Annotated in this window: 30 protein-coding genes; 4 read left to right on the plus strand and 26 right to left on the minus strand. The window is 65.4% G+C overall.

Going from position 1 to position 22627, the window contains the following annotated elements:
- Positions 1 to 13: 13 nt before the first annotated feature.
- From NVS89_RS22500 to NVS89_RS22560, 13 genes are all read right to left on the minus strand, one after another.
- Positions 14 to 418, minus strand: coding sequence for a hypothetical protein (locus tag NVS89_RS22500; protein ID WP_258735020.1), 405 nt, complete (start codon positions 416 to 418; stop codon positions 14 to 16).
- 3 nt (positions 419 to 421) lie between these two features.
- Complete coding sequence (locus NVS89_RS22505) at positions 422 to 1114, minus strand: hypothetical protein (RefSeq protein ID WP_258735022.1); 693 nt, start codon at positions 1112 to 1114, stop codon at positions 422 to 424.
- On the minus strand, positions 1114 to 1473 hold the full coding sequence (locus NVS89_RS22510) for a hypothetical protein (protein ID WP_258735023.1): 360 nt from the start codon (positions 1471 to 1473) through the stop codon (positions 1114 to 1116). Before NVS89_RS22510 ends, NVS89_RS22505 begins: the two co-directional genes overlap by 1 nt.
- Positions 1470 to 2105: a hypothetical protein gene (locus tag NVS89_RS22515; protein ID WP_258735024.1), complete on the minus strand. Its 636-nt coding sequence runs from the start codon at positions 2103 to 2105 to the stop codon at positions 1470 to 1472. The genes NVS89_RS22510 and NVS89_RS22515 overlap by 4 nt, the downstream gene beginning before the upstream one ends.
- Positions 2102 to 2479: a hypothetical protein gene (locus NVS89_RS22520; protein WP_258735025.1), complete on the minus strand. Its 378-nt coding sequence runs from the start codon at positions 2477 to 2479 to the stop codon at positions 2102 to 2104. The genes NVS89_RS22515 and NVS89_RS22520 overlap by 4 nt, the downstream gene beginning before the upstream one ends.
- Position 2480: 1 nt before the next feature.
- Positions 2481 to 2708, minus strand: coding sequence for a hypothetical protein (locus NVS89_RS22525; RefSeq protein WP_258735026.1), 228 nt, complete (start codon positions 2706 to 2708; stop codon positions 2481 to 2483).
- A gap of 53 nt (positions 2709 to 2761) precedes the next feature.
- Positions 2762 to 3199, minus strand: a complete 438-nt coding sequence (locus NVS89_RS22530; protein ID WP_258735027.1) for a hypothetical protein — start codon at positions 3197 to 3199, stop codon at positions 2762 to 2764.
- Between the two features lie 62 nt (positions 3200 to 3261).
- Complete coding sequence (locus tag NVS89_RS22535) at positions 3262 to 4650, minus strand: phage major capsid protein (RefSeq protein WP_258735028.1); 1389 nt, start codon at positions 4648 to 4650, stop codon at positions 3262 to 3264.
- A gap of 16 nt (positions 4651 to 4666) precedes the next feature.
- A complete protein-coding gene (locus tag NVS89_RS22540) occupies positions 4667 to 5560 on the minus strand; it encodes a head maturation protease, ClpP-related (RefSeq protein WP_258735029.1) in 894 nt (297 codons plus the stop codon).
- A gap of 4 nt (positions 5561 to 5564) precedes the next feature.
- Positions 5565 to 6992, minus strand: coding sequence for a phage portal protein (locus tag NVS89_RS22545; protein WP_258735030.1), 1428 nt, complete (start codon positions 6990 to 6992; stop codon positions 5565 to 5567).
- On the minus strand, positions 6992 to 8755 hold the full coding sequence (locus NVS89_RS22550; RefSeq protein ID WP_258735031.1) for a terminase large subunit: 1764 nt from the start codon (positions 8753 to 8755) through the stop codon (positions 6992 to 6994). Before NVS89_RS22550 ends, NVS89_RS22545 begins: the two co-directional genes overlap by 1 nt.
- Before the next feature lie 58 nt (positions 8756 to 8813).
- Positions 8814 to 9245 (minus strand): P27 family phage terminase small subunit, encoded by a 432-nt coding sequence (locus NVS89_RS22555; protein WP_258735032.1) that lies wholly within the window; start codon positions 9243 to 9245, stop codon positions 8814 to 8816.
- A gap of 118 nt (positions 9246 to 9363) precedes the next feature.
- Positions 9364 to 9726 (minus strand): HNH endonuclease signature motif containing protein, encoded by a 363-nt coding sequence (locus tag NVS89_RS22560; RefSeq protein WP_258735033.1) that lies wholly within the window; start codon positions 9724 to 9726, stop codon positions 9364 to 9366.
- Between the two features lie 191 nt (positions 9727 to 9917).
- Here NVS89_RS22560 and NVS89_RS22565 point away from each other — a divergent pair, with 191 nt between their 5' ends.
- Entirely contained in the window at positions 9918 to 10079 is a 162-nt protein-coding gene (locus tag NVS89_RS22565; RefSeq protein WP_258735034.1) for a hypothetical protein, read from the plus strand.
- 162 nt (positions 10080 to 10241) lie between these two features.
- On the opposite strand, the gene NVS89_RS22570 is transcribed toward NVS89_RS22565, so the two are convergent.
- The 7 genes from NVS89_RS22570 to NVS89_RS22600 all read right to left on the minus strand — a co-directional run bounded on the left by NVS89_RS22570 (position 10242) and on the right by NVS89_RS22600 (position 16040).
- Positions 10242 to 10589 (minus strand): hypothetical protein, encoded by a 348-nt coding sequence (locus tag NVS89_RS22570; protein ID WP_258735035.1) that lies wholly within the window; start codon positions 10587 to 10589, stop codon positions 10242 to 10244.
- A gap of 76 nt (positions 10590 to 10665) precedes the next feature.
- On the minus strand, positions 10666 to 11625 hold the full coding sequence (locus tag NVS89_RS22575; RefSeq protein WP_258735036.1) for a hypothetical protein: 960 nt from the start codon (positions 11623 to 11625) through the stop codon (positions 10666 to 10668).
- A gap of 15 nt (positions 11626 to 11640) precedes the next feature.
- On the minus strand, positions 11641 to 12630 hold the full coding sequence (locus NVS89_RS22580) for a helix-turn-helix domain-containing protein (RefSeq protein WP_258735037.1): 990 nt from the start codon (positions 12628 to 12630) through the stop codon (positions 11641 to 11643).
- On the minus strand, positions 12627 to 13433 hold the full coding sequence (locus NVS89_RS22585; RefSeq protein ID WP_258735038.1) for a hypothetical protein: 807 nt from the start codon (positions 13431 to 13433) through the stop codon (positions 12627 to 12629). Before NVS89_RS22585 ends, NVS89_RS22580 begins: the two co-directional genes overlap by 4 nt.
- Positions 13430 to 15073: an SNF2-related protein gene (locus NVS89_RS22590; protein WP_258735039.1), complete on the minus strand. Its 1644-nt coding sequence runs from the start codon at positions 15071 to 15073 to the stop codon at positions 13430 to 13432. Before NVS89_RS22590 ends, NVS89_RS22585 begins: the two co-directional genes overlap by 4 nt.
- Positions 15074 to 15075: 2 nt before the next feature.
- Positions 15076 to 15429, minus strand: a complete 354-nt coding sequence (locus NVS89_RS22595; protein WP_258735040.1) for a hypothetical protein — start codon at positions 15427 to 15429, stop codon at positions 15076 to 15078.
- Positions 15426 to 16040 carry an MT-A70 family methyltransferase gene (locus NVS89_RS22600; RefSeq protein ID WP_258735041.1) on the minus strand — a complete coding sequence of 205 codons (615 nt, stop codon included), beginning with the start codon at positions 16038 to 16040 and terminating at the stop codon, positions 15426 to 15428. Before NVS89_RS22600 ends, NVS89_RS22595 begins: the two co-directional genes overlap by 4 nt.
- A gap of 508 nt (positions 16041 to 16548) precedes the next feature.
- On the opposite strand from NVS89_RS22600, the gene NVS89_RS22605 reads away from it, so the two are divergent.
- Complete coding sequence (locus tag NVS89_RS22605; protein ID WP_258735042.1) at positions 16549 to 16770, plus strand: hypothetical protein; 222 nt, start codon at positions 16549 to 16551, stop codon at positions 16768 to 16770.
- Positions 16771 to 16796: 26 nt separating this feature from the next.
- On the opposite strand, the gene NVS89_RS22610 is transcribed toward NVS89_RS22605, so the two are convergent.
- The 6 genes from NVS89_RS22610 to NVS89_RS22635 all read right to left on the minus strand — a co-directional run bounded on the left by NVS89_RS22610 (position 16797) and on the right by NVS89_RS22635 (position 20701).
- Positions 16797 to 18200: a DnaA ATPase domain-containing protein gene (locus tag NVS89_RS22610; protein WP_258735043.1), complete on the minus strand. Its 1404-nt coding sequence runs from the start codon at positions 18198 to 18200 to the stop codon at positions 16797 to 16799.
- Between the two features lie 8 nt (positions 18201 to 18208).
- Positions 18209 to 19183, minus strand: coding sequence for a COG3415 family protein (locus NVS89_RS22615; RefSeq protein ID WP_258735044.1), 975 nt, complete (start codon positions 19181 to 19183; stop codon positions 18209 to 18211).
- 92 nt (positions 19184 to 19275) lie between these two features.
- A complete protein-coding gene (locus NVS89_RS22620) occupies positions 19276 to 19554 on the minus strand; it encodes a DUF2312 domain-containing protein (RefSeq protein ID WP_258735045.1) in 279 nt (92 codons plus the stop codon).
- A gap of 49 nt (positions 19555 to 19603) precedes the next feature.
- Positions 19604 to 19852 carry a hypothetical protein gene (locus NVS89_RS22625; RefSeq protein ID WP_258735046.1) on the minus strand — a complete coding sequence of 83 codons (249 nt, stop codon included), beginning with the start codon at positions 19850 to 19852 and terminating at the stop codon, positions 19604 to 19606.
- 4 nt (positions 19853 to 19856) lie between these two features.
- Positions 19857 to 20405 carry a COMM domain-containing protein gene (locus tag NVS89_RS22630; RefSeq protein ID WP_258735047.1) on the minus strand — a complete coding sequence of 183 codons (549 nt, stop codon included), beginning with the start codon at positions 20403 to 20405 and terminating at the stop codon, positions 19857 to 19859.
- Positions 20402 to 20701 (minus strand): hypothetical protein, encoded by a 300-nt coding sequence (locus tag NVS89_RS22635; RefSeq protein WP_258735048.1) that lies wholly within the window; start codon positions 20699 to 20701, stop codon positions 20402 to 20404. The genes NVS89_RS22630 and NVS89_RS22635 overlap by 4 nt, the downstream gene beginning before the upstream one ends.
- A gap of 86 nt (positions 20702 to 20787) precedes the next feature.
- Here NVS89_RS22635 and NVS89_RS22640 point away from each other — a divergent pair, with 86 nt between their 5' ends.
- Both NVS89_RS22640 and NVS89_RS22645 read left to right on the plus strand, forming a co-directional pair.
- On the plus strand, positions 20788 to 21519 hold the full coding sequence (locus NVS89_RS22640) for a LexA family protein (RefSeq protein ID WP_258735049.1): 732 nt from the start codon (positions 20788 to 20790) through the stop codon (positions 21517 to 21519).
- Between the two features lie 233 nt (positions 21520 to 21752).
- Positions 21753 to 22565, plus strand: a complete 813-nt coding sequence (locus NVS89_RS22645; RefSeq protein ID WP_258735050.1) for a hypothetical protein — start codon at positions 21753 to 21755, stop codon at positions 22563 to 22565.
- The last annotated feature ends 62 nt before the right edge of the window (positions 22566 to 22627 follow it).

The following is a 22627-nucleotide window of genomic DNA, read 5'->3' on the forward strand; positions in this document are numbered from 1 at the left end:
GAGGTGAGTGGGATCAGGCGTGGATGTCGGCGTCGTAGAGCACGGCCGCGCTCAGCAGCCAGAACTTGCCGTCGTCATTGCGATCGTCGAGCACGGCCGGCGAAGCGCCATAGGTGCGCACGCCGTCGAACTGCCTTGAGCGGAACAGGGCGCGCAGGTCGTCCATCCATTCCAGCCACGGCGCGATGCGCGAACCGCGCGGAATCGCCAGCACGAGGCGGAGGACGCCGCTCTCCCGGAACACGTTCTGTCCAGGCGCCCCGATGGTGATCTGTTCCTCGTTGCTGACCGGGAACTGGAACGTCACCCACGGCGGGTCCTGTGCCTCGGAGACATCGTTGAGATCGACGACAGGCGACCGGCTCCAGTTGACCTCGAGGCGCGCCTGCACGGCGCTGAAAACGCTAGCCGACGCCATCGCTCACCTCATCTGGATCACGACGGCGGGCTGGCGCGTCGCGTGCTCGCGGTTCCGAGCCTCGGAAACGCCGGCACCCGAGACAAACCGGCCGCGACGGTCGCGCGTCGCCGGCGCGCCGACCGGGATGTAGGCGACGATGCCGCCCTCCTGGAAAGACCGGTAGGAAAAGCGGATATGGGCGAGATTGCCGAAGCGCGCGCGAGCCATGGCGGCGACGGCCTCATAGACGCCTTCGGGCGCCTGCGGCGACAGTCCGCGCTCGATCTTGCGGGCATAGGGCTGGACATTGATGAAGACGTATTCCTCCGCCGACGGCAGCGCTGCGCCGGGATCGACCTGCACCCCGTCGGCGAAAAAGAGATGGCTGTCGGAATAGCGCCCCGTGCGCACCGGCGAGTGTTTCACCAGCATCTCGCCGACCCATTCGAACAGATCGCCCAGCAGGTCGAACTCGAAGACAATGACGCCATCCGGCTTCACACTCTCGAGCGGCGCGCCTTGGCGTCCGTCGACGAAGGTTTCGTGCGGCGGCACGGCGCCCGTCGCCTGACGGTTGATCTCCTGCGCCTCCGCAAGCGCCTGCCGGGCGAAGGCGGCGAGCCTGGCGCCGCGTTGGGCCGGATCCTCGCCCTTGCGAATGGCCAGCACGATGTTCCGGTCGATCGGCTCGACCCGGGTCGAGACCCGCGCCATCAGCCGCGGACCTGCAGGTTGATCCGCACCAGATCGCCCCCGATGTAGCGCGGATCGACGGCGATGACGGCCAGCGACCGGCTTCCGGAGATTATGACATCACCCTGGCGCGGCAGTTCGCCGGCGCCGTCCGGCCAGGCCGATGCGCCCAGCTCGGTCGGAGAGATGACGATCTCGCTGTCGCCTTGGACGATTCCACCCGTCAGCTCATCCGGCCGATAGCCCCGAAGGCAGACACGGACTGGCAGATCGGCCGATGTCCGGACGGTTCCCGCCCAGGCCTGCCTGCGCAGCAAGGCATCATGGCCGTGCTTGCGAAGTTGCCGGTCGAGGGCGGTGATAGCTGAGCTCGGCGTCATGAGACCCACATGGTGCGGAACGGTTCGAGCAACGCCTGGACGGTGGAGGAAAAGGCGCCCGGTACGGCGCCACCGATCCCGCCGACCCAGAATTCCTGTTCGCCGATTCCATCCACTCGATCGCGCTTAAGCAGCGGATCGCGCTGCGTCGCCGACCACTGTTCCTGCACTGCGACGGAAGCAGCCAGCACCAAGTCGCCCGGGACGTCGTCGAAGCCGGCTGCATAGGTGATGACGACGGTCGCCGGCTGCCACATGGCAGGCCGGGATTCTCGGAGCCGGCGCAGCATCCCGGCACTGGCGTCGAGTTCATAGTCGGAGGTCGCTGCCGCCTCACCGTCGATGCTGACAGAGGTCACGCCTGACACGAAGCGGCGCGCGAGCAGGAGCAGCGATACGGGGCACGACAGGCGGAAAGTCTGTTCGACCGTCTCCCGCTTCAACGTGGGCGGGCGCACGCCATCGCCGGCGATGCCGCATTCGCGGGCGATACGATCCGACACGCCGAGGCCAATCCTGGCCAGATCCATGTCGTGACTCGCATCGCTTGATGCGAAGCCGGCGGCCACCCGCAATTGCTCGATCGACAGCAGATTGCGGTCGTCCGCCGGCGTCACGATGGTAAGCATCACGAACCCGGCTGTTCGGTCCGGCGGGCTATCTCCGCCTCGATGACGGCTTCGGCTGCCGCGGTGTCGGCGGGCTCCTGCCCGCTGATTTCGCGGGCGAGCTTCTTCTTGGTGGCATGATGGAGCTCATGCCAGTTTTCGGGGATCTCCACGGGAGCGTCCTGCGCCCCGGACGCGTTCGACGTCGACGGCGGGGACCGCAGGTCCGCGGCGGCGGCCGGATTACCCGACCCCGGCGGGAGGCCCGGCGCGGTGATATAGCCGGCACCGACGAGCCCCGGCGCGAGTTCGCCGAAATCGCGTTCGGCTCCCACCTGGAGCTGCTCGATGTGGACACCATCAGGCGACCACGGGAAGGGCTTGCTGACGACGTGCATGTCAGCCTCCCGCGCTGGCCAGCTTGAGCGAGCCGGCGTCGTTCCAGATCGATAAGCCGTCTTCGGGATCGGTGGTGGGCAGAGAGGCGACGGTGACCACCGCCGCCGTCACGTCGGCGCCACCCACAATGATCGCACCGCCTTCCTCGACGGTGATGACGCCACCGGAGGCAACGACGAGCTCATCGCCGCCCTGTTTCCGGTACACCTTGCCGGCATAGTCCGACATGGCCCTGTCCTTTCCTGTGCTGGGATGGAACGGCGGGTTTGCCCCGCCGCCGGTCATGCCTCGTTCGGATCGTTGAGCAGCGCTCCGGCGATGACGCCGGCGGCATGGACGGTGGGCCGCGACATCGCGCCGTACTGGATCGCGAGGATGCCGTCGACGACGGCATTCGCCGTCCCGCGCTCGAGCACCGCCCGCACGTACTGTTCGCGCGGCTTGTGGACGTCGAGCAGGAGAACGGCGCTATCGGCGTCGCTGGCGCCCGCCGTGAAGCTGGCCGCGCCGTCCAGTTCGGCCATGCCGCCGGCGGCGTTGGCGGTGTTCTGCTCGGCCTTGAGAGCCAGCACCGAGCCGGTGGTGACGTCGCCGAGCAGCGCCACGAACATCACGCCGTCATAGCCGGCCATGTCGAGGATGCTGCCGTTGACGTCGCTCTGCGCCGCGACGGCGGCGTTGGCCACGCGGGTGACCTTGACGTTCTGCAGGAGGTTCATCGTCTTGCTCCGAATTGGGAAGGGAGAAGAAGGCGGGCCGTGGCCCGCCCCGTTCCGCGCGGCTATCCGGCCGAGACCACCAGCTTCTTGAGCGCGTCCGCCTGGCGAACGCCGCCGCCCACCCGTTTGCGGCAGCGGAACACGACCACGCCGTTGTCCGCGCCGGTGACGTAGTCGGGCTGGAACGCGATGGCGACGCGATCGACGATGATGTAGGCGCGCCGGAAGTCGCCATAGGCGATCGGGAAGGTTCCGGCCGCGATATCGGGCATGTCCGGGAACTCGACGTAGTTGGCGCCGAGGATCGTGTTCGGCACGCTGCCGGCGATCCCGGGCAGCCACAGATACTGGCCGTTGCCGTCCTTGAGCTTGCGAATCGCGCCGATGGTCTTGCGGTTCAGGGTGAAGACGGCGCGAGAGGCATAGCCGGTCTTCAGCGACGACCACAGGTTGATGATGCCATCGCCGGTGAGCCCGTCGGCCTGCCCGGTCGCCACCGACGCGACGCCGGCCGATGCGTGGAGGAAGCCCTGCGCTTGGTTGGCACCGCCCGGCCCTCCCACATACTCCGCATTCTCGCGGACCATGAACTGGTCCACGAACTCCGAGCGCAGCTCACCGACCAGATCGTAATCCGCGTCTTCCAGCATCTGCAGCGAGATTTCGGCACGGGCGAACATCTCCGGCGCCTGGAATTCGAGCATGCCGTAAGCCGGGTCGCCGGTATTGGGCCGCGGCTGGACCTCGCCGACGCGCGTCGCCGCGCCGGCTGCCGTCGTTCGCTTCGGCTGCTTCAGCGAAGGACCGCCGATGATGCGCACCGTCGCCAGCGAACGCATCGGCGACATCTCGATGATGTCCTTGATGATGTCCCGGTTGACGTCCGGCGGAGCCAGCAGATAGCCGGCGCCGGCATCGTCGCCCTTGACCAGCGTGTTGCGCCGTTCGTTGATCAGCGCGACCTTGGCAGTGTCCCGGCGATCGGGCGCGCGACGCAGGCAGTGGTCGAAGGCGTCGTTGTACTCGGTATCGGCCTCCATGCCGTCGCCGGGCTTGCGCGGGCGGTTGAGGGCCTTCTCGACCTGGTCGAGCTGTTCCTGCATCGACTTCTGGCCGTCCTGCACCTTGGTGAGCGCCTGGTTGAGCGGCTCCCACTTGTCCATGTGCTCGTTGAGACGGTTGAGCTTGTCGTCGAGCACGCCGTCGCGCTTCTTCAGGTTTTCGTCGTTGGTCTTCTTGAACTCCTCGAACCCGGCCATGAAGTCGTCGACCGACTTCTGGAGCGTATCGAGCGAAGGCGCGGCCGCAGCGGCGGCGATGACCATCGGCGCGGGACCGAGGTGATGGGTGGCGGCAGCTACCGCCACGCCGAGTTCGGGAACGGCCACGAGGGCCAGGGCGGCGATGAACGCGCAAGCGCAGACCGCCGCGAAGACGCGGTAATTGGTCATATCTTTCTCCGGTCGATCAGGATTTGAAGAGATGAGCCGCGCGTTCGAATCGACGCGTGAGCTCTGCAACGGCTGCGCTGTCGACCTCGTCGCGAGGTGCGACCTCCCGCTCGTCGCGAGCGGACTTGAAGACCCTCGCCGCAGCGGCAGCGACGCGCTTGGCGAGGTTGCTCGGCATCTGCTCCGCATCGCGCAGGAGATGCTCGAACTGACGGACCTCCGGCAGATCCGGTGCGGTCCGCAGGTCGGAAGGAGTGTTCTGGTAGATGTCGAGAAGGGCCGATCGGGCGGCCTTCTTCTCCTTCGTCTTATTGGGCGTCACGGAATCGGCGAAGCCATCGTCGACGGCCTGCTGACCGCGGAACCAGGTCTCCGCCTTCATCCACACCTTCAGGGCGTCGGCGTCGTTCTCCGTGCGGGCACGGTAGATGTCGACGATGCCCTGCTCGAGCCCGTCAAGGACATCGGCTTCCGCGCGCATCTCGTCGGCATCGCCGATCATGAAGCTCCACGGCTTGTGGATCATGATGTTGGCGGATTCGCCCACCCTGATCTCGTCGCCGGCCATGACGATGACCGACGCGATGCTGGCGGCGATGCCTTCGACATGCATGACGATATTGGCGTCGTGCGAAGCGAACGCGTTATAGATGGCGATGCCGTCGAACACGACGCCGCCGGGGCTGTTGACGTGGACGTTGAGCGTCGCGACGTCGAGGGCGGCGATCTCCTCGGCGATTTCCTGAGGTTCGATGCCGCCCCACCAGCCGCCGATGTCGCCGTAGATGTAGATGTCGGCGGCATCGTCGGCGGCATTCACCCGGAACGATCCGTGACCGAGCCGGGCCGGCGCGCGATTGACCGCCCGCACCGACCGCAGGCCGGCGAGGTTCACGATGTGCTTGGCCATGGTGCTATTCCGCCTGCTCTTCGAGCTTGGAGAGGACGGCATCCAGATTTTCCCGGGCGCCGCGGATCCTGCCTTCGTTCTCGGCCGACAGCACAAGGCCGGCATTCATGCGGCTCTTGGGAGCCTTCGGCGCCTCGCCATCATCCTCCGCTGCAGGAGCATCGTCCGCGGAAGGATCGTCGGCCACCGTGCTTTCCAGCGAAGGGTCGCCATTGTCGCCGATACCGCGTGGCATCGCCGCGTTCTCAACGGTGGTCATCGTCGAGGGAACGAAATGCCGCTCGCCACCCTCGAAGCCGTCTTGGTCCTCGAGAGCGAAGATGTCGTTGGGCGACATGCCCATCTGGAACATCTTCCAGTAGTACTCCGCCCGGTCCTTGGCGGCGCCACGCAGGAGCTCGGTGTCGAAGAACTTGAAATAGTACCCCGCCTTCACCTCTTCCCGGGTGAGCAGGGAGCGTTTCATCGAACGTTCGAACCGCCGGTGCCAGGGCCGCACCGTATGGACCGCATGGGCGAGGAACATCTGCTCCGCGCTCGCATAGGTCGCCGCCTTGTCCGAATAGCCCACCATGATGGGCATCACGCCGTAGGCCCGGCAGACCTCCTCGATCTGCAGCTTGCGCGTCTCGACATGCTGGGCGTCGACACCGCTCAGGTCGATCGGCTTCCAGTCCGCCTTGCGGTCGAGGATGAGCGGCTTGCCGCTATTGCGCGCCCCAACATGGTGGAGGTCAATCCACGCCTTCAACCGCTTGTACTGATCGGGCACGAGCTCCCCCTCGACGGAATAGATGCCCGTCGTCTGCAGGCCGTTCGCGAAGCGCTGCGCATGCGCGTTCTGGGTTGCCATCGCTAGGCCGAGCGCCTCGCGCGACAGCCGTGTGATGTCCAGCCCGGTCCAGGAATTCCACGAGGGGCCGCGCAGGTGCCACATCGCCGCCTGGGGGAATTCCTCGACCGAGCCGTCGATCGCACTGACGTGGTAGACGAGGCTGTAATCGTCCTTTCGCTCGACCCTCACGCCGGCCGGCTCCAGCGGAATCATCTCGACGATGCGGCCGCGAACCCGATTGAGGAAGGTGTAAGAGTTCCCGGTGAAGACGGTGTGCAGCGTCTTCGTCTCGAAGAACTGCAGCGGGTCCATCCATCCATTGGGCTCGTAGTCGAAGAGTTCGTAGAGCGGATGGTCGAATGCCGGTGCGCGCCGGCCCGTCGCCGGATCCTTCCTCATAAGCTTGCACGGCACGGTCGACACACCGTCCGCGATCACCAGGCCGCACCGAAGCGCGGTGGTCACTTCCAGCGCGGTCTTCCAGGTGACGTGCTCGCCGGAACTTGAGGCGCCCCCGACACCGAGATCCTGCCAGAACGATTCCGAGAACGCGACGTTCTGCGGCGGGCTCTTCTTGAACAGAGAGAAAAGCCACATCACGGTGTCCTGTCGGTCTCGTCCGAAACGAAGTCGTCCACGTCCCAGAAGGACTTGGCGGTATCGACCGGCTGCGCCAGGGCCGCGCCCGTGGCCATGGCGATCGTCACCATTCCGTCGATGCGCCCGCGCGAGCGCTTCTTGTCGAAGGCCCGGTTGTTCATGCCGTCGGCGATGACGTGCGCATTGGCGGCACAGGCATAGGTCACGGGTGTGTGGTCGATAACGATCGACTTCTTGAGGATCTGGTCCTCCAGCCGCTCGATTGACCTCGGCATGCAGAGCCGCTCGATGGGCTTCCCGTTCTCGTCGAGCTGCTTGTAGAACACGATCCGCGTGCCCTGGCCGTGCGGTACTAGCATCAGCCCGTTGCCCGCATATGTGTCGGGCCCTTCATAAAGCCAGGCGGGCAAACCGATGTCCTCGCAGGCCTCCATGAACGACCCGATGCCTGCCGGATCGAAGGCGAGGCATCGCGCCTCGTGCGAGGCGCAGATCTCGGCAACCTTCGCCGCCACGAAGCTCTTGTCGATGACCGCTCCGTCCACGGCGGTGATATGTCCCTCGAGCGCCCAGCGGTCATAGGGGGCCTGATCGGCCTTCGCCCGCTCCTCGAGCCCGTCTTTCGTGGTCCAGTACCAGGTCTTGGCGTAGAGCTTCCCGTCCTTGAGCCACACCGCGGTCAGCGCGGTCAGGTCGTTCTTCTGCGAGAGGTCGAGCGACAGCCAGCAGGGACACCCCCGGAATTCGTCGGCATCGACCCTTCCCTGGACCGCCGACCATGCCTCCTCGGCGATCCAGAACTCGGTCGCGCCGATGGGAATCCCGAAATAGAGGCGCTTGAGCGAGAGCGCCGTCGAGAGCAGCGACTTGGCGGTCTTCACCTGGCCGCGGATGTTCTCGATCGGGAAGGTGACGCCGAGCGCGGGAAGCGCCTTGGGCCAGCAGTCCTCGTTGTCGAACACGGTCTCCCGGTCGGCCTTGTCGACGCGGGCGACGAAGGCGAAGGCCTCGTCGTCGTCGATCTCGCCGAGTGCGACCTTCTGGTAGAACTCCGAATATTCCGTGCCGACGATCTGCGTCGACGAGGGCGTGTTGGTGCCGAGCAGCATGAAGGCGTCGCCCGGCATCTTGGCGATCGCCGCCTTCCACAGTTCGATCGACGTGTTGTTCTTGAACTCGTGGATCTCGTCCGCGCCGACGAAGGTCGGCTTCGGACCCGAGATCGCCTCGCCGTTCGCCAGCGACTGGAAGATGGATTCGCTCTCGATGAACTCCAGCTTCCAGGCGTTATCCCCCTCCCCGCGCACCACGACATGGCCGCTGGCGACCAGCGTGTCGTCTTCATCTCCGCCGGGGATCGGTGCCCGGCACATGGCGACAGCGTCCTTGAACAGCACGTTCGCCGTGTTCTTATCCTGGCCGATCGCAAAGGCGCGAGCACGGTGGATGCCGCAGAAGCCGCTCATGTAGAGGCCGGTGGCCGCCATGAAGGGGCTTTTTGCCTGTCCCTTTCCCGTCTCCAGCCACCCGCTGCGGAACCGCATGCGACCGCTGTCCTTGCGCCATCCGAACAGCGAGCCCGCCACGAAGGTGTGCCAGGGGAGCAGCTGAAACGGCTGCCCGACCTTGGTCCCCTCAGTGATGGTCAGCATCGCCGGGTAGAACCCGATGGCATGCGCCGCCTTCTCCGGACGCCAGTGCAGGCCGCGCGACGGGCCGTCCTTCAGGTCGCGGAGGTGCCGTTCAGCAGCATGCCGCACGAGCTCGCCCGCGACGATGCGGCCCTCGACGACATCACGAGCCCAACGGCTGGTCGGGTCATTTGGATAGCGATCCGAGGTAACTGTCCGCGGCGCGCGGGGCTTTCTTGCCACGTTGCACCTTCCCGGCCTTGTTGCGCCGCAGAGGCGAGAGACCAAGCTCGGCTTCGTTCATGCGGATATGCTCGTCCGCCTGCCGCATGACGGTCCAATAGGGGCTGGTCTGTGGGACCTTCGTCCGCCGCGCCCGGGTGATCGCTCCGAGCTCGCCAACCTGGCGGGCGGCCCGGCGATAGACCACGTAGAACTCGACGAGCCGCTGCACGGTGTGGCCGTTGACCATCGCCAGGGTGCCGGCCTCCCGCAGCTCGCGGGTCACGATACCCCAGCGCTCCTTCGCTTCGACGATGTCGAGCTCATCGGTGTACTGCGAAGCCCAGTCGGGCTCCGGCGGCGCGCCTTCCCCACCTTCGACAGAGGTAAGTTTCATGTTCACCCCCTATGGGGGTGGCGGAAACCCCCTTTCCAAAATCTGCTCGCAGTGCGAACGCTTGGCCCCTGCCGGTCCGGGTCCCCAACCGCCCAGAGATCGGATACCCCCCCGGGGGTCACCGCCGGTTCCAGGGATGGCTCGGATCGATCGGGCGCCCGTCGACGGTCGATCCCCATCGGCCGCCGCTGCGTTCCTCGCGTTGCTTCGTGCTGGAATGGTGGGTCGAGCAGAGCCCTTGCCAGTTGTCCGGATCGCGCAGGAGCCGAAGTGCGGTTGCCTTCTCCTCAGGCGTCCGCGCCTGACCGTATCGATGCGGGATGATGTGATCGACCACGGTTGCGGCGGTCCGCGTCCCCTGCTCTGCGCAGCGCACGCACCACGGATGCTCGGCAAGGAACTGGGCTCTGGCCCGCTCCCAACGACCGTCGTAACCGCGTGCGCGAGCTGGCTTCCGTCCGATACCCGCATATTCATTCATCGCGAGTTCCGCGGCTCGAAACGGTATCGGTGCAACCCAAGTTCTACACCGCACGTCTCAATTCTGTGGACGCGGGCGCTTAGATTCTGTCGAGAGACAATTGTCGCTATTCTTCCGACCGTCTCTGATGCAGCTTATAATTGCGGTGTTGCCGCAATGGACCCAAGGCGAAATCTAGAGAGGCTATGGGCATGGCTAACGTGAAGGGCGGCAAGGATCATTCTGATCGCATAGAGAAGCTGGCGGGACAGAAGCTCCGCGATCCCAAGGCTGGCAAGGATATGAAGGCGCTCGCTGCCGCCGTTATTGCACACGGAGACGGCAAACCCAAAAAGGCGCCAAAGAAGAAATGAACCCGTCCACAGGCGGAGATTTGGTGCATTCTTCGCGGTAGCGGCTGGTCCTCTCGCGGCTCTCCCCGCTTCAATCCGCAGCCCAAACGAAAAACGCCCGGAATTGGCATCCGGGCGCATCTATCGAACTTGAAGAAATTAGGTCTGATTTGGGGGCCTGCGTCAAGCGTCAGCGGAGCCACGATTCGAATTTGACTGAAGACGAGGCTGGTATTGGTACTCGCGCAACCGTTGGCGAGCGCGGTCGAGCTCTCTTTCGGAGAAGAGGCCGTGCCAGCGACAATTTTCTATGACAACGGCCTCGACGGTCAGATCAAGCCGCTTTCGCATATATAGCGCCGTATAGCCGTCGGACGGCTTCGATGCATTGATCAACGTTTTCGCCGTGCTCAAGCCGCCGTTGTCGGTAAGCATCTGAAGGAAAATCGTCGCATTGTAGTGCGCCTCTTCCTTTGCACGGCGGTAGACCTCGAACATCGCTTGGTCGAACTGCTTCTCAAGGGAGGTCATGGGGCGATGCTCCGTTACAGGCGGGCCCTGGATCGATGGCGACCATTCGAGAGCTTTGATCGTTCACCCCTTCGGATCAAGCATCATTGGCGCCGCCCAGCCTCTCCGCATTGCTCTGCCTCTTGCGAAGATCGCCCTTGTCCGTCACGTCCCACTCGGTTGCGGGTCCACTTGTGCTCTCTCGTGTCGACCGCATCTTCGGCAGCGTCGGAGGCTTTTCCCGCCAGAGCTCCGCCAGCAGATCCAACGCGGCCGTAACCTGGCCAGAGACGAACCCTTCGGCCCGCTTTCCGGACAACCGGCCGTAGTGCTCGGCCATCTGCTTGATCGGCACGAGTTCGCCGACGACGGCCACCGTGTAGCCGTAGAGCGTCTTGCCCAGACGCTCCCTCGCCTCGCGCAATCGCGCCTGCGCCTCCATGGCGTCGACATTCATATCCGGCTGCGGCGACGTGCCGTCGACGACTTCCCGGGCCGGGTCGATCGCCTTCAGGTTTCCGATGCCGGCGCGCTCGTAGAGCCGTCGAAACTGATCCGCCGCTCGGTGCTCCGCTTCATCGATCGTCCCGGCGGCGAGCATGTAGGACACGGGGCTTTCATGAACGTTGATCGTGACGGCCAGCGGCTTCCCATCCGCCGGGCTCGGCACAAAGCGTTCCTTCCGCTCCCGACGTCCCGGCAGGTCGGCCGGGATGTCGTCGGGAATGCGAAACGGCTGGCGAGCCAGCTTCTTCGGCTTTCGGGCCTTCGGTGCCGGCGCCGGCGGGCTGGCGGCGCAGCGCGCGGCCAGACGCCCCGCATAGTCGGACATCTGCATGATCGGCCGGTACTTGGCGAGGATCCTTTCCTGCGCCTTGGCCTGAAGCGCGCGCTTGCCGATCGACCGGCGCAGCTCAGCCGCCCGGTCGGTGTTTCCCCTGCCCTCCGCTCGCGCCAGCGCTTTTGCGTCTCGCTCATTCAGCGTAAGTGCCTTCTCGAGCCGGCGCGTCGCGGCCTCGACCCTGTCATGCGCCGTGCGCCTGGTAGCTTTCTGCATGTCCCTCTCCGTCACTCATCGCTCGCCTGCCGCCTTCTGCAGGAGGTCCGGTCCGTCCCTTGTCGGCGGCCACTCGCTGGGGAAGTACCGACCCGTCATTTCGCGATCGCGCCCGGCCATCGGTCGCGGCGGGAGGATGACCGCCCTCAGTGGGTACGCGGCCTCGCTGGCAACGGCCTCCCACGCCCTCCAGGCAGCCGTGCCGCATTCGACGAAACGGGCGCCTGCGAATGCCGCGCCGGCGGACCGCCGCAGCGCCGCGACGGCGGGAGCCTCCGGGGGCCGTGGCTTCAGCGCGCCGGCGAAATTGTCGAAGATGCGCCGCGACAGGTAGGCGCTCGGATCGAGCATCTTGCGAGGCTTCGGCCGTTCGGCAGCGCATGCGGCCCGGTAGGGCCCTATGGCCGCCTTGGCCCGCTTGCGCTCGTCAGCCGTCAGCCGGTTCCAATGGCGCCGTGGCGTGAGCCTCGATGCCATGGGCGGCGGATCGTAGGCCCTCAGGAACTCCTCGAATTCCTCATCCCGATCGTTCGCCTCCCCCGCCCCCTTGGGGGCTATGGGGGTAACCTTCGGTTCTTCTAACGGTTCTATGGGGGTGTCAGCAGTGACACCCTCGGGGGTGTCTACCGTGACACCCTCCCCCTGCATCGGGAGGGTTTCAGCCTGACACCCTCCCTCGCGAACGTTCTCGGAATGTCCTTGCAACGATGCAACATCATCTTGGGTAAGAAGACGCGACAGAACCAACCGATAGTGGTTTGCCTTCTGGCGCCCGCTCGTCTCATGCATCTCGCTCTTGACGACGAGCCCATGCTCGACCAGCCAGTCGAGCCGCCGAAGAACCGTGCTCTTGGATTGGCATGACTCCTCGCAGATGCGGGCGATCGTCGGCCAGCACTCGCCGGTCTTCTTGTCGGCGTAGTTGGCAAGCGAGATCAGCACGAGCTTCGTCGCCGCGTCGCGGATATACTGATCCAAGGCCCAGGCGACGGCTTGAACGCTCATGCACGGGCGCTCCCGTCGGCCTTGAGCACATAGCGCGAGCGCCTGATGCCGAGAGAAGCGTCACCACGCCAGTGCCCTCGCACGACCTCGAGTTTCCCCAAGCGGATGCGAAGATGAGCTCGGCAGAAGTGCAGCGCCCGCTCACCGGTCAGGTGGGCCTCGGTCGATTTCTCTCCCGATGCATCATGAGGCGGTGTGACGTGAAGCTTGATCTCAGTCCATGCGTGCAGGGGGAATTTGCCAATGGCACGGCGCTGGGCGACCAGACGACGCTCAAGCCCACGATGAGGCATATGCTGGCGTCGCCCGATGATCTTGGGCGTGTTGATGAACGCGAGTGCACCCGTCAGCGCCAGTGATAACAGACTCACGGCCCTGTTGTGTTCTTCCGGCATCTTGCCCTTTACGCGGACTATGCCGTCCCGCTCCATATCAGACGAACCGGCAAGCGGGACGGTGAACTCAATGGGGAAGGAGGCGAAGTGACCCTCGGCGCGTCTCGCGCCGCAAACCCAGGCGACGCCGCCAAGCTCTTCGAGCAGGAACCCACTTCGCTCGCCGCTGTCGGGATCTTTCCATTCAACCCATGTCCGCGACGCCGGAAGAAACGAAGTCTCCCGCGCCATGGCAATGATAGGCTTGCCGCCTTCAGCAACCAATTGAACGATCAAGGCAAAAACTTCGCTCAACTCGAAGCAGTGGATGTCGGACATCCGAGGCAACAGCCCGGTGGGGTCCGAGAATGTTCGATCCCTTATCGGCAGCGTCAGTTCCTTGACGATCTGGTACGCAAGGGGCGTCATGCCGCCACGCTCCCTTGTAGGAAGCGCTCGGCGAGCGCACGGATGCGGCTGCCATCCGAGAGAACGGGCATGACGCCCTTGCCCGGATCGACGATGCCCTGCGCCTGGCTGGCCTTGAGGCCGAGCATGCTGACGATCAGGGGATCGGAGCCGCCATTGGCGTGCAGGAAGATCGCCGTCACCTGCTCGCTCTGGCCCGGCCGGTCGAGGCGACCGATGACCTGCTCATGGACCTTGGGCGACCAGTCGAGCTCGCCGAACACCACGTGGCTGCATCTCTGCTGCAGGCCGTCGAGGCCGGCGCCGGAGCGCAGCGAGATCATCATCAGGTTGGTATCGCCGTTGATGAAGGCAGCCTTGGCCCGATCCTTCTGTGAAGGCGTCTCGCTGCCCGTGTAGAGCACGGGATCGAACTCGCCGAGCTCCCGACCCCAAATGTCGTAGACCTCGCGGTGCCAGCCGGCCAGCAGCACCGGCAGGCCTTCGTTCAGCAGCAGACGGACATAGGCAGCGACCGATTTGGCCTTGGCGAGACCCGTCACCATGCGGGCCATGATGTCGAGCTCGCGCGCCGCCTGCCCTCTCTGCGCAAACGATCCGCTGACCACAGTCGAGGCCAGCGTGCGCATCAGCGCGAGAGAATCGGCCTCGACATCCTCGTCATAGTCGACCTCGATCGGGATGGTGTTGACGTTGCCGCCCGCCCGCTCGCGTCGCAGCACGAGCTGGATTTCACGCAGATAGGTGCCGAGCGCGTCCGGCTCCTTCACGATCGCCTTGCGGCCACCGAAGCTGCACCATTCGCGCAGGAAGTCCTCATAGGTGCCCAGCGCTCCCGGCTCGATCGCCTCGACCACGTGGAACATCTCCGGCCCGTAATTGTAAACCGGCGTCGCGGTCAGGCCGATGCGCATGCGGGTGTTGGCCGAAAGGATCGCGGCCGCCTGCCCCTTGGCCGTCGAGGTGCCGGTGCGAAGCTCCTGGATCTCGTCATAGACGACGGCGCGGAACCTCCCGGTAGCGAAGACGTCGACCCAGCCGGCGATGTTGGAATAGCTGAAGAGGTAGAGGTCGGCCTCGGGAAGGTCATACGGCTGCGTGCCCTGGATGATGTGCGCCCGCAGCGTCGTGAACTTCTCGACGTATTCCTTCTTCCATTGCGTGCGCAGATGCGGCTGCACGACGATGGCGGCGGGCAGGTTTTCGCCATCGGTCAGCGCGCCGAGCGCCGTCACCGTCTTGCCCAGCCCGACATCGTCGAGCAGGAGCAGCCGGCCGAGCTTGCGAACGACCTCCGCCGCCTCCGCCTGGTAGCGATAGAGCTCGCGGCCGGGCTGGAAGCCGAGCGTCGCCGGCGGCGTCCAATCGGGCACGAAGATGCGCTCGACGTCGTTGCGCCGACCCGTGAAGGCGTCCCGGCCGGCGAGCATGCGCGCGCGGTCCGCCTCCGCCATCTCCATCGGGTAGCGATGCAGGAACCATTCGAGGTCGCTCGCCATGGCGACGCCGTCCGGGAACGTGAATGGCCCAGTCGATGCCTTGGGCACGCCCGGGAACATCGCTTTCAGCTTGATGGCGACGTGCGGCTCGAGGCCGGACATCACCCACCGCTCGCCGTCGAAGTGAAGGGTGCCGTACATCCTCACAGCCAGGCCCTCCCGAGATTGAGGACGGCCGTCGGCTTGCCCTTCAGCGACGGCGGGAAGCCCATGGCGACATTGGTCACCAGCAGGATGGCGGAGACGCTGTCATGGCCGGCATAACGCTCGCACTGGCGGTAGATCGCGCGGCGCTGCCCCTTGATCTTCACCTCCACGGCGACGGTTCCGACCATGAAGTCGACGATATCGCCGGGGCCCAGCGTCACCTCGCGCTCGAAGGCGAGGCCGCTTTCGATCAGATGCGCCTCGATCGCCTCCTGCAGCGGCTTTTCGCCGCTCAAGGGAAAGCGGGCCGGTGCCAGGCAGTCGTAGAGGGCGTAGAGGTGGGTACTCATGCGGGCGCCCCGGCAGCCGTCTGCACATCGAACTTCGTCACCTCGTTGCCCCAGCTCGCCCAGCCCTCCCGCGTCTGCCGGGCGAAGATCGACACGCGCCGAGCCTCCGGCCATGCCGCCTCGCAGCGCGCATAGAACTCGTCTGGCTTGCGGGAATGTTCGCGGGCGAGACCGTCGAGCGAATCCGCCTCCAGTGTCTCCACGAGGTTGGGAAAGCCCGCCCCGGCCCAACGGGCGCCGGGCAGCTTGGCGATGATGTAGGGCTCGTGCAGGGAGCGCGCGGAATAGCCCGTGCCCCAGCGCAGCTTTCCGCTCGCCGTGCGCTTGGCCCAGCCGCCGCCGGTCACCGGCAGCAGCCCCCAGCCCTTGATCACCTCGACATGGGCGCCGACCGCGACCAGCGGCCAGGTCGTCCACATGACGCAGATTCCGCCGGGCGCGAGCAGGTTGCCGACCGGCATCGCCTTGATGTCGGCGAGCGACATGGTCGTGTATTGCGCCTGCGCCGACTTCACTGCGACCTTCGCCGAATACAGATCGAAGTTCCACGCCGGGTCGATCTCGACCAGGTCGAAGCCGAACAGAGGAAGGGGATCGAAGAACCAGGTCACCGCTCTATCTCCTCTCGATAGGCCGTGTGGCGATGGAAGTTGCCGGACGAACGCCGCAGCGTTGCGGCCACCGCCCCGCCCTCCCGTAGAGGCGCGGATCGATCGCGCGGGCCCGACAGGCGGAAGGACCCCGATCAGCCGGGATCAGGAGGCCCAATCGCTGCTGGAATCGCGAGTGCGCGGGGTTTTTCGCTGCGGACTGCGCACAAGTGGTCATACGGCCGGAGGCCGGGGGTATAGCGTTGCCGAATGTGGCGGCGCACCGTGCGGGTGACCTGACGTTGACCGGCCCGGTCGCGCGCCTCCACCGCAAGAAAGTCGCGGGCACTCCGATGCGAGGTGCACCGACGACATAAGATCTGGGCGGGCGCATCTGCGCGTTGTCGGGACAGCGGTGCCGTTCGGGAGCCGCAGCCTTCGAGTCGCTTATGCCGGGCGCGGGACTGACCGCGTTTCTGAGCCCACTCGTCCACGTCGGTAGCTCACCGGCGGCAACATCCCGAAACCGATGACCGAACATTCGGAGAGTCGTGCGCGCATCATCTGCGCCATGGACGCGCGCCTTATCGGCCTGCGCGAGGAAGATGTCGCGGCCTTCGTCGAGCGGTTCTGGCCGGTCGTGGCGAACGAGATCAATGGCGGGCTGCTCGACCTGGAAGAGGAAGTCGACGCCGATCGGATCGCCGAGCTGCGCAGCCTGATGCAGGAGTACCGTAATTTCCGGCGCTGAGGACGGCGAAGGTGTACCTTTCGTGGTCATGCCTCGCCTCCTATCGCCCGCTTGAGCGCCATCACCTCGTCGCGTCGGTCCGGGTCGGCTTCGACCAGCCGCGCCACCTTCCGCACGCCCGACAGCACGGTCGTGTGGTCGCGCCCGCCGCAACGCCGGCCGATCTCCGGCAGCGAGCGCATGGTCAGTTCCTTGGCGAGGTACATCGCGACATGACGCGGCCACAGCAGGTCGGCTGTGCGTCGCTGCGACAGCAGGTCCGGAAGCGAGACGCGATAATGCCGGGCCACGGCCCGCATGATGTCGTCGATCCGCAACCGCTGATGGCCCCCGAAGACGCTGCGCAGGAAGCCGCGCAGGATGACGTCGGCCTGCTCGAGCGACGGCACGGCACCGGTGAGCTCGAACTGCGCGCGCAGCCAGTTCAGCGCCCCGCCGATATCGCGCCCGTTCAGCCCGCCCCGGCCAGCGATGGCGTCGACGATGCGGGCGGGAACGACGAACCCGGGCACATCCGCCGCGATCGCCGCGATCCGTGCCGCGACCAGGTCCCGCCGCAGGGCCGCGTCCATGGGATCGATCTCGGCGACCAGCCCGCCCGCGAGGCGGGAGCGCAGGTGCCGATCCAGATGCTCGATCTCTGAGGGCGGCATCGCGGCAGCGAGGATCAACGGCTTGCCCGCGGAAAGCCGGAGTTCGACGATTGCCGCGAATTCCCGGTATGCGCCCTTCCCGGTGATGCGGTGGATGTCGTCGATCAGCAGCAACCCGACGCCGCAAGCCACCTCGCGCAACGCGCTCGCCTTGAACGCGCCGCCGCCGGCGGCCAGGCTCATGAAGTGCTCGGCACCGAGATAGAGCGCGGCGCCCTGCCCGGCCTCGCGTGCCGCCGCCTGCAGCAGGTGCGTCTTGCCCAGCCCCGGGCCGCTATGCAGCAGCAGAGGGCTGAAGCGTGCCTCCTCCGCCGCGGCCTTGCGCATGGCGGCAAGAGAAAGTGCGTTCCCCTGCCCTGCGACGAAGCTGTCGAAGGTCAGGCCGGGAGTGAGCGGCGAACCGTTCGGGTCCGGCACGCAGATCGGCGCGAGCGGCGGCGCGCGATCGAGCGGCACCGGGGCTGTGATGGTGAGCGCGGCGGCCGGCATTGCGGTCGGCGAGCGAAATGCCGCCGTGCGCACCGTCAGGTCGATCCGCTCGACACCCGCCTCCTCACGCCAGAGTGCGCCGAGGCGATCGGCATAGTGCTGCTGGATCCAGGACCGGAGGAACCGCGTCGGCACCGACAGCCGGACACAGCCGCCGGTCACGCCCTCCAGCCGGAGACGCGGGAACCAGCTCCCGTAGATCTCCTCGCCGATCTCGACCCGCAATCGCCGGCGTACCCGGTCCCAGGCCTCGCCCGCGCTCTCCGTGACGTGCTCGATCGCATTCATGGCGGACCTCAATGTTGCAGGAAGGCGATGCGCCGGCGGCTCTGCCAGCACAGCGCGCAGGTGGAGCAGGATTCCGTCTTCCCCGTCTGCTGCGGGCACAGCACCGCGTCCGCCGGCACCTGCCTCGGATGCTCCACCGTGACCGTGGAGCACTCGTCGACCGGCGCGTTCGAGAAGCGCAACGCGAAGCGGTCCCAGTGGGCGAGCGTGAGCTGGACCAGCGCCCGGGCGACAGGGTCGCGCCGCCCGTCGATCCGGGCGGTGAAGCCGAAGACGTGGAGCGCCGGAAAGCAGGCGATCAATGAAGCCCACAGCGCGACGTAGCGCTCGGAATAGAAGTCACCCAGCACATGCAGGCGAACCGCGAAGCCGCGCGGGTGGCGGGACTGGAGGATGGCCACCTCATGGGCGAGCCGGTCTTCCAGCGCCTCGCCATGGCGGATGCGCTTGGCGAAGTGCATGTGGTTGCCGAAGCAGGAGCGCCAGTGCCGGCACGACGCCGGGCAGGTCGCGCGTTCCTCGAGCGTCAGCGCATAGACCGGAAACCCGGCCCAGCGACCCTTGCGGATCTCTCCGCCGATCTTCCAGTGGTTGGCACCGGCGACGAGCACGTTCAGAAGTCCGTCGACGCCGGTCACCGTGGCCGGGTAGAGCGTGCGGTCTTCGGCCAGCGCCGGATGGTCGACCGGCGGCATGGTCACGGCGCGATCGGTCGCCACCTTCGGCGCGAAGCGCGACTTGCTCCGCCGCGGTCCCTTCGGGCGGAGCAATCCGTGCCGCTTGCGCTGCAGATAGACATACTGGCGCGAGCAGCCGAACCGCTCCGCTATCTCCGGGTCCTTCAATCCCTCCTCGACGGCCGCACGGAGGTCGGCCTCCGGCAGCTTCGCCGGCCGGCCGCCCCGGCGTGCCACCGGGAACGGGACGACGGCCGCCGGCCGGTCGAGGGGATTGGTCAGGTTGGGCAGGAGACGGCCAGCCATCGACAGATTCCAGCGATTGCACGAGATCCGGCCGACCCCTCAGGGGCCGGAGCGGAGCTATTCATGAGCAGGAGAAAGGGCACCGACGGGCGTCACCCGATCATCCCGAGCGCCTGCAGGTAGAGGTCGACGATCGCGTCATGCTCGGCGCGCTGGTCGGCGTCCTGCCTGCGGATCTTCAGGATCTCCTTCAGGGCCTTCGGATCGAAGCCGGTTCCCTTCGCCTCGGCGAAGACGTCCTTGATGTCGTCGGCGATGGCCTTCTTCTCCTCCTCGAGACGCTCGATGCGCTCGATGAAGGCCTTGAGCTGCTCCTTGGCGAAGCTCGCGGGAGCGTCGGAAAGAGGTTGGTCTTTCGGCTGGTCGGACATGGAATCCCTTCCTTGATGGATGACGGGTGTGCGGCCGGTGCCGCGGGAATTACGCGTCGAAGAGATCGGCGACCGGCACGGGCCGGTCACGGCGCATCGGCATCGCTTTCAGTTCGGCCCGCAGCAGCGCCGTGGTGATCTCTTCAAGCTGCCGGGCGATCGACGCCCTCGGCCGGTGATATCTGCGGAGCCGGGCGTACTCGGCTCGCTTCTCGTTGCGCGCGACGCGCAGCCTCTGCTGCGCGGCCTGCAGGCGGTCGGCGAGAGGATCGGCCGTGCGCACATAGATCCTCGCCATGGGATCACTCGCGCAGGCGCCGCACATTCGGCGGCACCTCGTCTGAAGCGTCTTCCCTAGCGGCATGAGCCGCCTGCAGCTCGCTGTAGAGGGCGCTGGTAACGGCCAGCACGTCGGCGACGAGAGGCAGCACCGTCGCTATTTCACGCGGCGTCAGCGACGCGCCGCCTTCCGAAGTCGGAGACAGGCTCGCAGAGAGCTGAACCAGCGCCTCGCCCACCTCCTGCATCATCGTGCTGGAGAGCTCGGCGAACTTCCCCTCGCCGTCCGGCAGCGGCAGGAACACGCCGCCGGCACAGAGAGCCAGGTGTTGGGCGGCCTCGATGCAGGCGAAATGACGGGTAAGCTGGGCGACCCGGGCGTAAGAGACCTCGGAACCCTTCTGATCGGGGTCGAGCTGCTTGCGCAGCGTCGGTTCGGCGATGTCGAGGAACGAAGCGACGACGCGCACGCCCTCGGTCGGCGATCCCTTCTCGCCATGGCGCTCGCCGATCCCGTCGAACATGCGGTCGAGAGCCTCATGGGCGGAGCCCGGCTGCCGGCGTTTTGTCATGGCAAAACACCCTCGCGATTATCATTTTCGGAGGTGCCGGCGTCGGGCATGGTGCCCACGTTCACCGGCGCACGCGGAACCCCTTCGGGCCATTCCACTCCAGACGGCCAATTCGTCGAAAACCAGCGGATGATCTCGTCGTACTTGCGTGCGGTGAAGGAGCGACCGGACGCAATTCTGGAGAAGAAGCTGCCGTCATTCGCCGCCAGACGTCCGACGGTAGACAGCTCGAAACCTCTAGCCGTGGCGTAGGCTTCAGCACAGACACGAAGATTGGACCGGAGCTCATTTTCCATGCCGCATAGATAGTGGGATTATTCCCACTTCGCAACATGAATTTCCCACGCATTAACCCACTTTGAATTGTGGGATAATTCCCAACATGGAGAGTAAGCTGCAGCGGGTCGTCGAAGGCCGCTTGAAGGAACTAAATATCGGCCCGGTGCAAGCTGCCACAGCAGCGGGCATGGAGCGCACCTTCATTCGGGACATTGTGATGGGGCGTAAGACCTCGGTCCGTCAGTCCAGCATGCCACCCCTTGCGCGTGCTCTGGGGTGGTCGGTCCAACAGCTTAACGCAGCCCTCGAAGGAAAGTCGGACGTATCGTCCAATGAACTTCAGCCGGTAACAGCCGCGCTCATTCCCGTTCGCCTCCAAGGATCAATCGAAGCCGGATCCTGGCGGGAAGTGGATCAGTTCGACGATGTCCAGGACGAGCTTATCTACGACACCCGCGACCCCGACTTTCCGCAGGCCCGTCTCTTCGCCAACGATGTCGCCGGCGACTCGATGAACGATCTCAAGCCGCGGCCGATCATGCCCGGGGACCGGATCATCAGCGTGATGTTCGACGACCTACGCGGGCGGGTCCCGCTAAGGGACGGCATGGTTGTTGTGATCGAACAGACGCGCGATGGCGGGCAGATGCGCGAGCGCTCCGTAAAGCAACTCGCAATCTTCGAGGACCATTACGAGTTTCATCCCCGGTCCACCAATCCGAAGCACAAGCCGATCGTCGTGAACCGAGACCTTGAGGCCGATGACGGTCGAACAGTCGAGGTGCTAGGGCTCGTGCGGAAAATCATGAACACGATCCCGATCTCGTTTCGGTAGGCCCTGGGGGGTCGCTCTCAATATGCGCGCCTGACAACCCTCGGTAGACTCGCCACACTCTGGTGTGGAATCATCTCCCATTAGGAAGTCCGGATGAGACAAAGCAGATAATGCTACCATCGTCACTCATTATACCTCTTGGGGCCGTCGCCGCCCCTATCATCGCCAAGGTCCTCAGCCATGGCGGCGCGCGCACAGGCAGACCCAGCGGCGAAGTCAGCGCGGTGCGCACAATGACGCTCGACGGCTTCGATGAAATCGCCGCCGCTTGGGCGCCGATCCTAGGCGCTGGGGGATTTCAAATCGAATTACACTCAGTCTTCTGCCACTCGCGCCCGCACGTCACCTTCGCGCCGGTACCGCATCCGATGTACCGAGGTGGCACGACGCCCCGTCGCTGCGAACTCGCGGACCTCCTCATCGTGATCGACTATGTCGATCGCAGAGAGAAAGTTGAAGATCGTCGCGCGGTCCTGGTCCAGGCGAAGATGCTTAAAGGTGCCCCCCTTAAACTATCGGGTAAAGAATGGGTCCAGCATGAGTTGCTCGCCTGGCTTCCCGCCTTCACCTTCGTGGACAAGGCTTATGATCCGCGCATCCGTGATTTGAAGGGACCACCGATAGTCGGCTTTCCCAGATGCACCGCCGAATACGGAGGCATCGACCTCAACAATTCAACTCCTGAATGGTGGAACCTGCTAGCCGAGACCACCAAACCTTGGTGTGTTTCTCGTCTTCCGCTCTCTCTCTTTATGGCAAAAATGGCTACCGGCGATTACTACTGTAGCCGTACCGCTATAAGAGGGGGTTGCGACGATTGGTCATTCACCGTGGACGAGTTGCTCCGCGTAACGGCATCACTTCCGATCACCAAGAAGAGCGACGTCGCGCGCGGCAATTACAATGTCGTCGGCTTCATCGCTGAAACGTCGTCACTTACCGGCCTGGGAGATGGTGGCGGCGAGGATTTTATTGAGGGCGAGGTACCGGAATGGCCTGAAGGCCCAATGAGCACCGTCCACGTAACGCTAAGCCGTATGGAGTGATAGTGTCGACGCCCTCTACGGAATAACCGCGTCGCTAGCTCGCCTGTCCGTCAGAAGCTATA

The organism is Ancylobacter mangrovi, from assembly GCF_024752355.1.
In the GTDB taxonomy this organism is placed as follows: domain Bacteria; phylum Pseudomonadota; class Alphaproteobacteria; order Rhizobiales; family Xanthobacteraceae; genus Ancylobacter; species Ancylobacter mangrovi.

What these genes read in the sequence shown, in the direction of transcription:
- NVS89_RS22500 (WP_258735020.1), bottom strand. Translation starts at nt 418, where the DNA reads ATGGCGTCGGCTAGCGTTTTCAGCGCCGTGCAGGCGCGCCTCGAGGTC.
- NVS89_RS22505 (WP_258735022.1), bottom strand. Translation starts at nt 1,114, where the DNA reads ATGGCGCGGGTCTCGACCCGGGTCGAGCCGATCGACCGGAACATCGTG.
- NVS89_RS22510 (WP_258735023.1), bottom strand. Translation starts at nt 1,473, where the DNA reads ATGACGCCGAGCTCAGCTATCACCGCCCTCGACCGGCAACTTCGCAAG.
- NVS89_RS22520 (WP_258735025.1), bottom strand. Translation starts at nt 2,479, where the DNA reads ATGCACGTCGTCAGCAAGCCCTTCCCGTGGTCGCCTGATGGTGTCCAC.
- NVS89_RS22525 (WP_258735026.1), bottom strand. Translation starts at nt 2,708, where the DNA reads ATGTCGGACTATGCCGGCAAGGTGTACCGGAAACAGGGCGGCGATGAG.
- NVS89_RS22530 (WP_258735027.1), bottom strand. Translation starts at nt 3,199, where the DNA reads ATGAACCTCCTGCAGAACGTCAAGGTCACCCGCGTGGCCAACGCCGCC.
- NVS89_RS22535 (WP_258735028.1), bottom strand. Translation starts at nt 4,650, where the DNA reads ATGACCAATTACCGCGTCTTCGCGGCGGTCTGCGCTTGCGCGTTCATC.
- NVS89_RS22540 (WP_258735029.1), bottom strand. Translation starts at nt 5,560, where the DNA reads ATGGCCAAGCACATCGTGAACCTCGCCGGCCTGCGGTCGGTGCGGGCG.
- NVS89_RS22545 (WP_258735030.1), bottom strand. Translation starts at nt 6,992, where the DNA reads ATGTGGCTTTTCTCTCTGTTCAAGAAGAGCCCGCCGCAGAACGTCGCG.
- NVS89_RS22555 (WP_258735032.1), bottom strand. Translation starts at nt 9,245, where the DNA reads ATGAAACTTACCTCTGTCGAAGGTGGGGAAGGCGCGCCGCCGGAGCCC.
- NVS89_RS22560 (WP_258735033.1), bottom strand. Translation starts at nt 9,726, where the DNA reads ATGAATGAATATGCGGGTATCGGACGGAAGCCAGCTCGCGCACGCGGT.
- NVS89_RS22565 (WP_258735034.1), top strand. Translation starts at nt 9,918, where the DNA reads ATGGCTAACGTGAAGGGCGGCAAGGATCATTCTGATCGCATAGAGAAG.
- NVS89_RS22570 (WP_258735035.1), bottom strand. Translation starts at nt 10,589, where the DNA reads ATGACCTCCCTTGAGAAGCAGTTCGACCAAGCGATGTTCGAGGTCTAC.
- NVS89_RS22575 (WP_258735036.1), bottom strand. Translation starts at nt 11,625, where the DNA reads ATGCAGAAAGCTACCAGGCGCACGGCGCATGACAGGGTCGAGGCCGCG.
- NVS89_RS22580 (WP_258735037.1), bottom strand. Translation starts at nt 12,630, where the DNA reads ATGAGCGTTCAAGCCGTCGCCTGGGCCTTGGATCAGTATATCCGCGAC.
- NVS89_RS22585 (WP_258735038.1), bottom strand. Translation starts at nt 13,433, where the DNA reads ATGACGCCCCTTGCGTACCAGATCGTCAAGGAACTGACGCTGCCGATA.
- NVS89_RS22590 (WP_258735039.1), bottom strand. Translation starts at nt 15,073, where the DNA reads ATGTACGGCACCCTTCACTTCGACGGCGAGCGGTGGGTGATGTCCGGC.
- NVS89_RS22595 (WP_258735040.1), bottom strand. Translation starts at nt 15,429, where the DNA reads ATGAGTACCCACCTCTACGCCCTCTACGACTGCCTGGCACCGGCCCGC.
- NVS89_RS22605 (WP_258735042.1), top strand. Translation starts at nt 16,549, where the DNA reads ATGACCGAACATTCGGAGAGTCGTGCGCGCATCATCTGCGCCATGGAC.
- NVS89_RS22610 (WP_258735043.1), bottom strand. Translation starts at nt 18,200, where the DNA reads ATGAATGCGATCGAGCACGTCACGGAGAGCGCGGGCGAGGCCTGGGAC.
- NVS89_RS22615 (WP_258735044.1), bottom strand. Translation starts at nt 19,183, where the DNA reads ATGGCTGGCCGTCTCCTGCCCAACCTGACCAATCCCCTCGACCGGCCG.
- NVS89_RS22620 (WP_258735045.1), bottom strand. Translation starts at nt 19,554, where the DNA reads ATGTCCGACCAGCCGAAAGACCAACCTCTTTCCGACGCTCCCGCGAGC.
- NVS89_RS22625 (WP_258735046.1), bottom strand. Translation starts at nt 19,852, where the DNA reads ATGGCGAGGATCTATGTGCGCACGGCCGATCCTCTCGCCGACCGCCTG.
- NVS89_RS22630 (WP_258735047.1), bottom strand. Translation starts at nt 20,405, where the DNA reads ATGACAAAACGCCGGCAGCCGGGCTCCGCCCATGAGGCTCTCGACCGC.
- NVS89_RS22635 (WP_258735048.1), bottom strand. Translation starts at nt 20,701, where the DNA reads ATGGAAAATGAGCTCCGGTCCAATCTTCGTGTCTGTGCTGAAGCCTAC.
- NVS89_RS22640 (WP_258735049.1), top strand. Translation starts at nt 20,788, where the DNA reads ATGGAGAGTAAGCTGCAGCGGGTCGTCGAAGGCCGCTTGAAGGAACTA.
- NVS89_RS22645 (WP_258735050.1), top strand. Translation starts at nt 21,753, where the DNA reads ATGACGCTCGACGGCTTCGATGAAATCGCCGCCGCTTGGGCGCCGATC.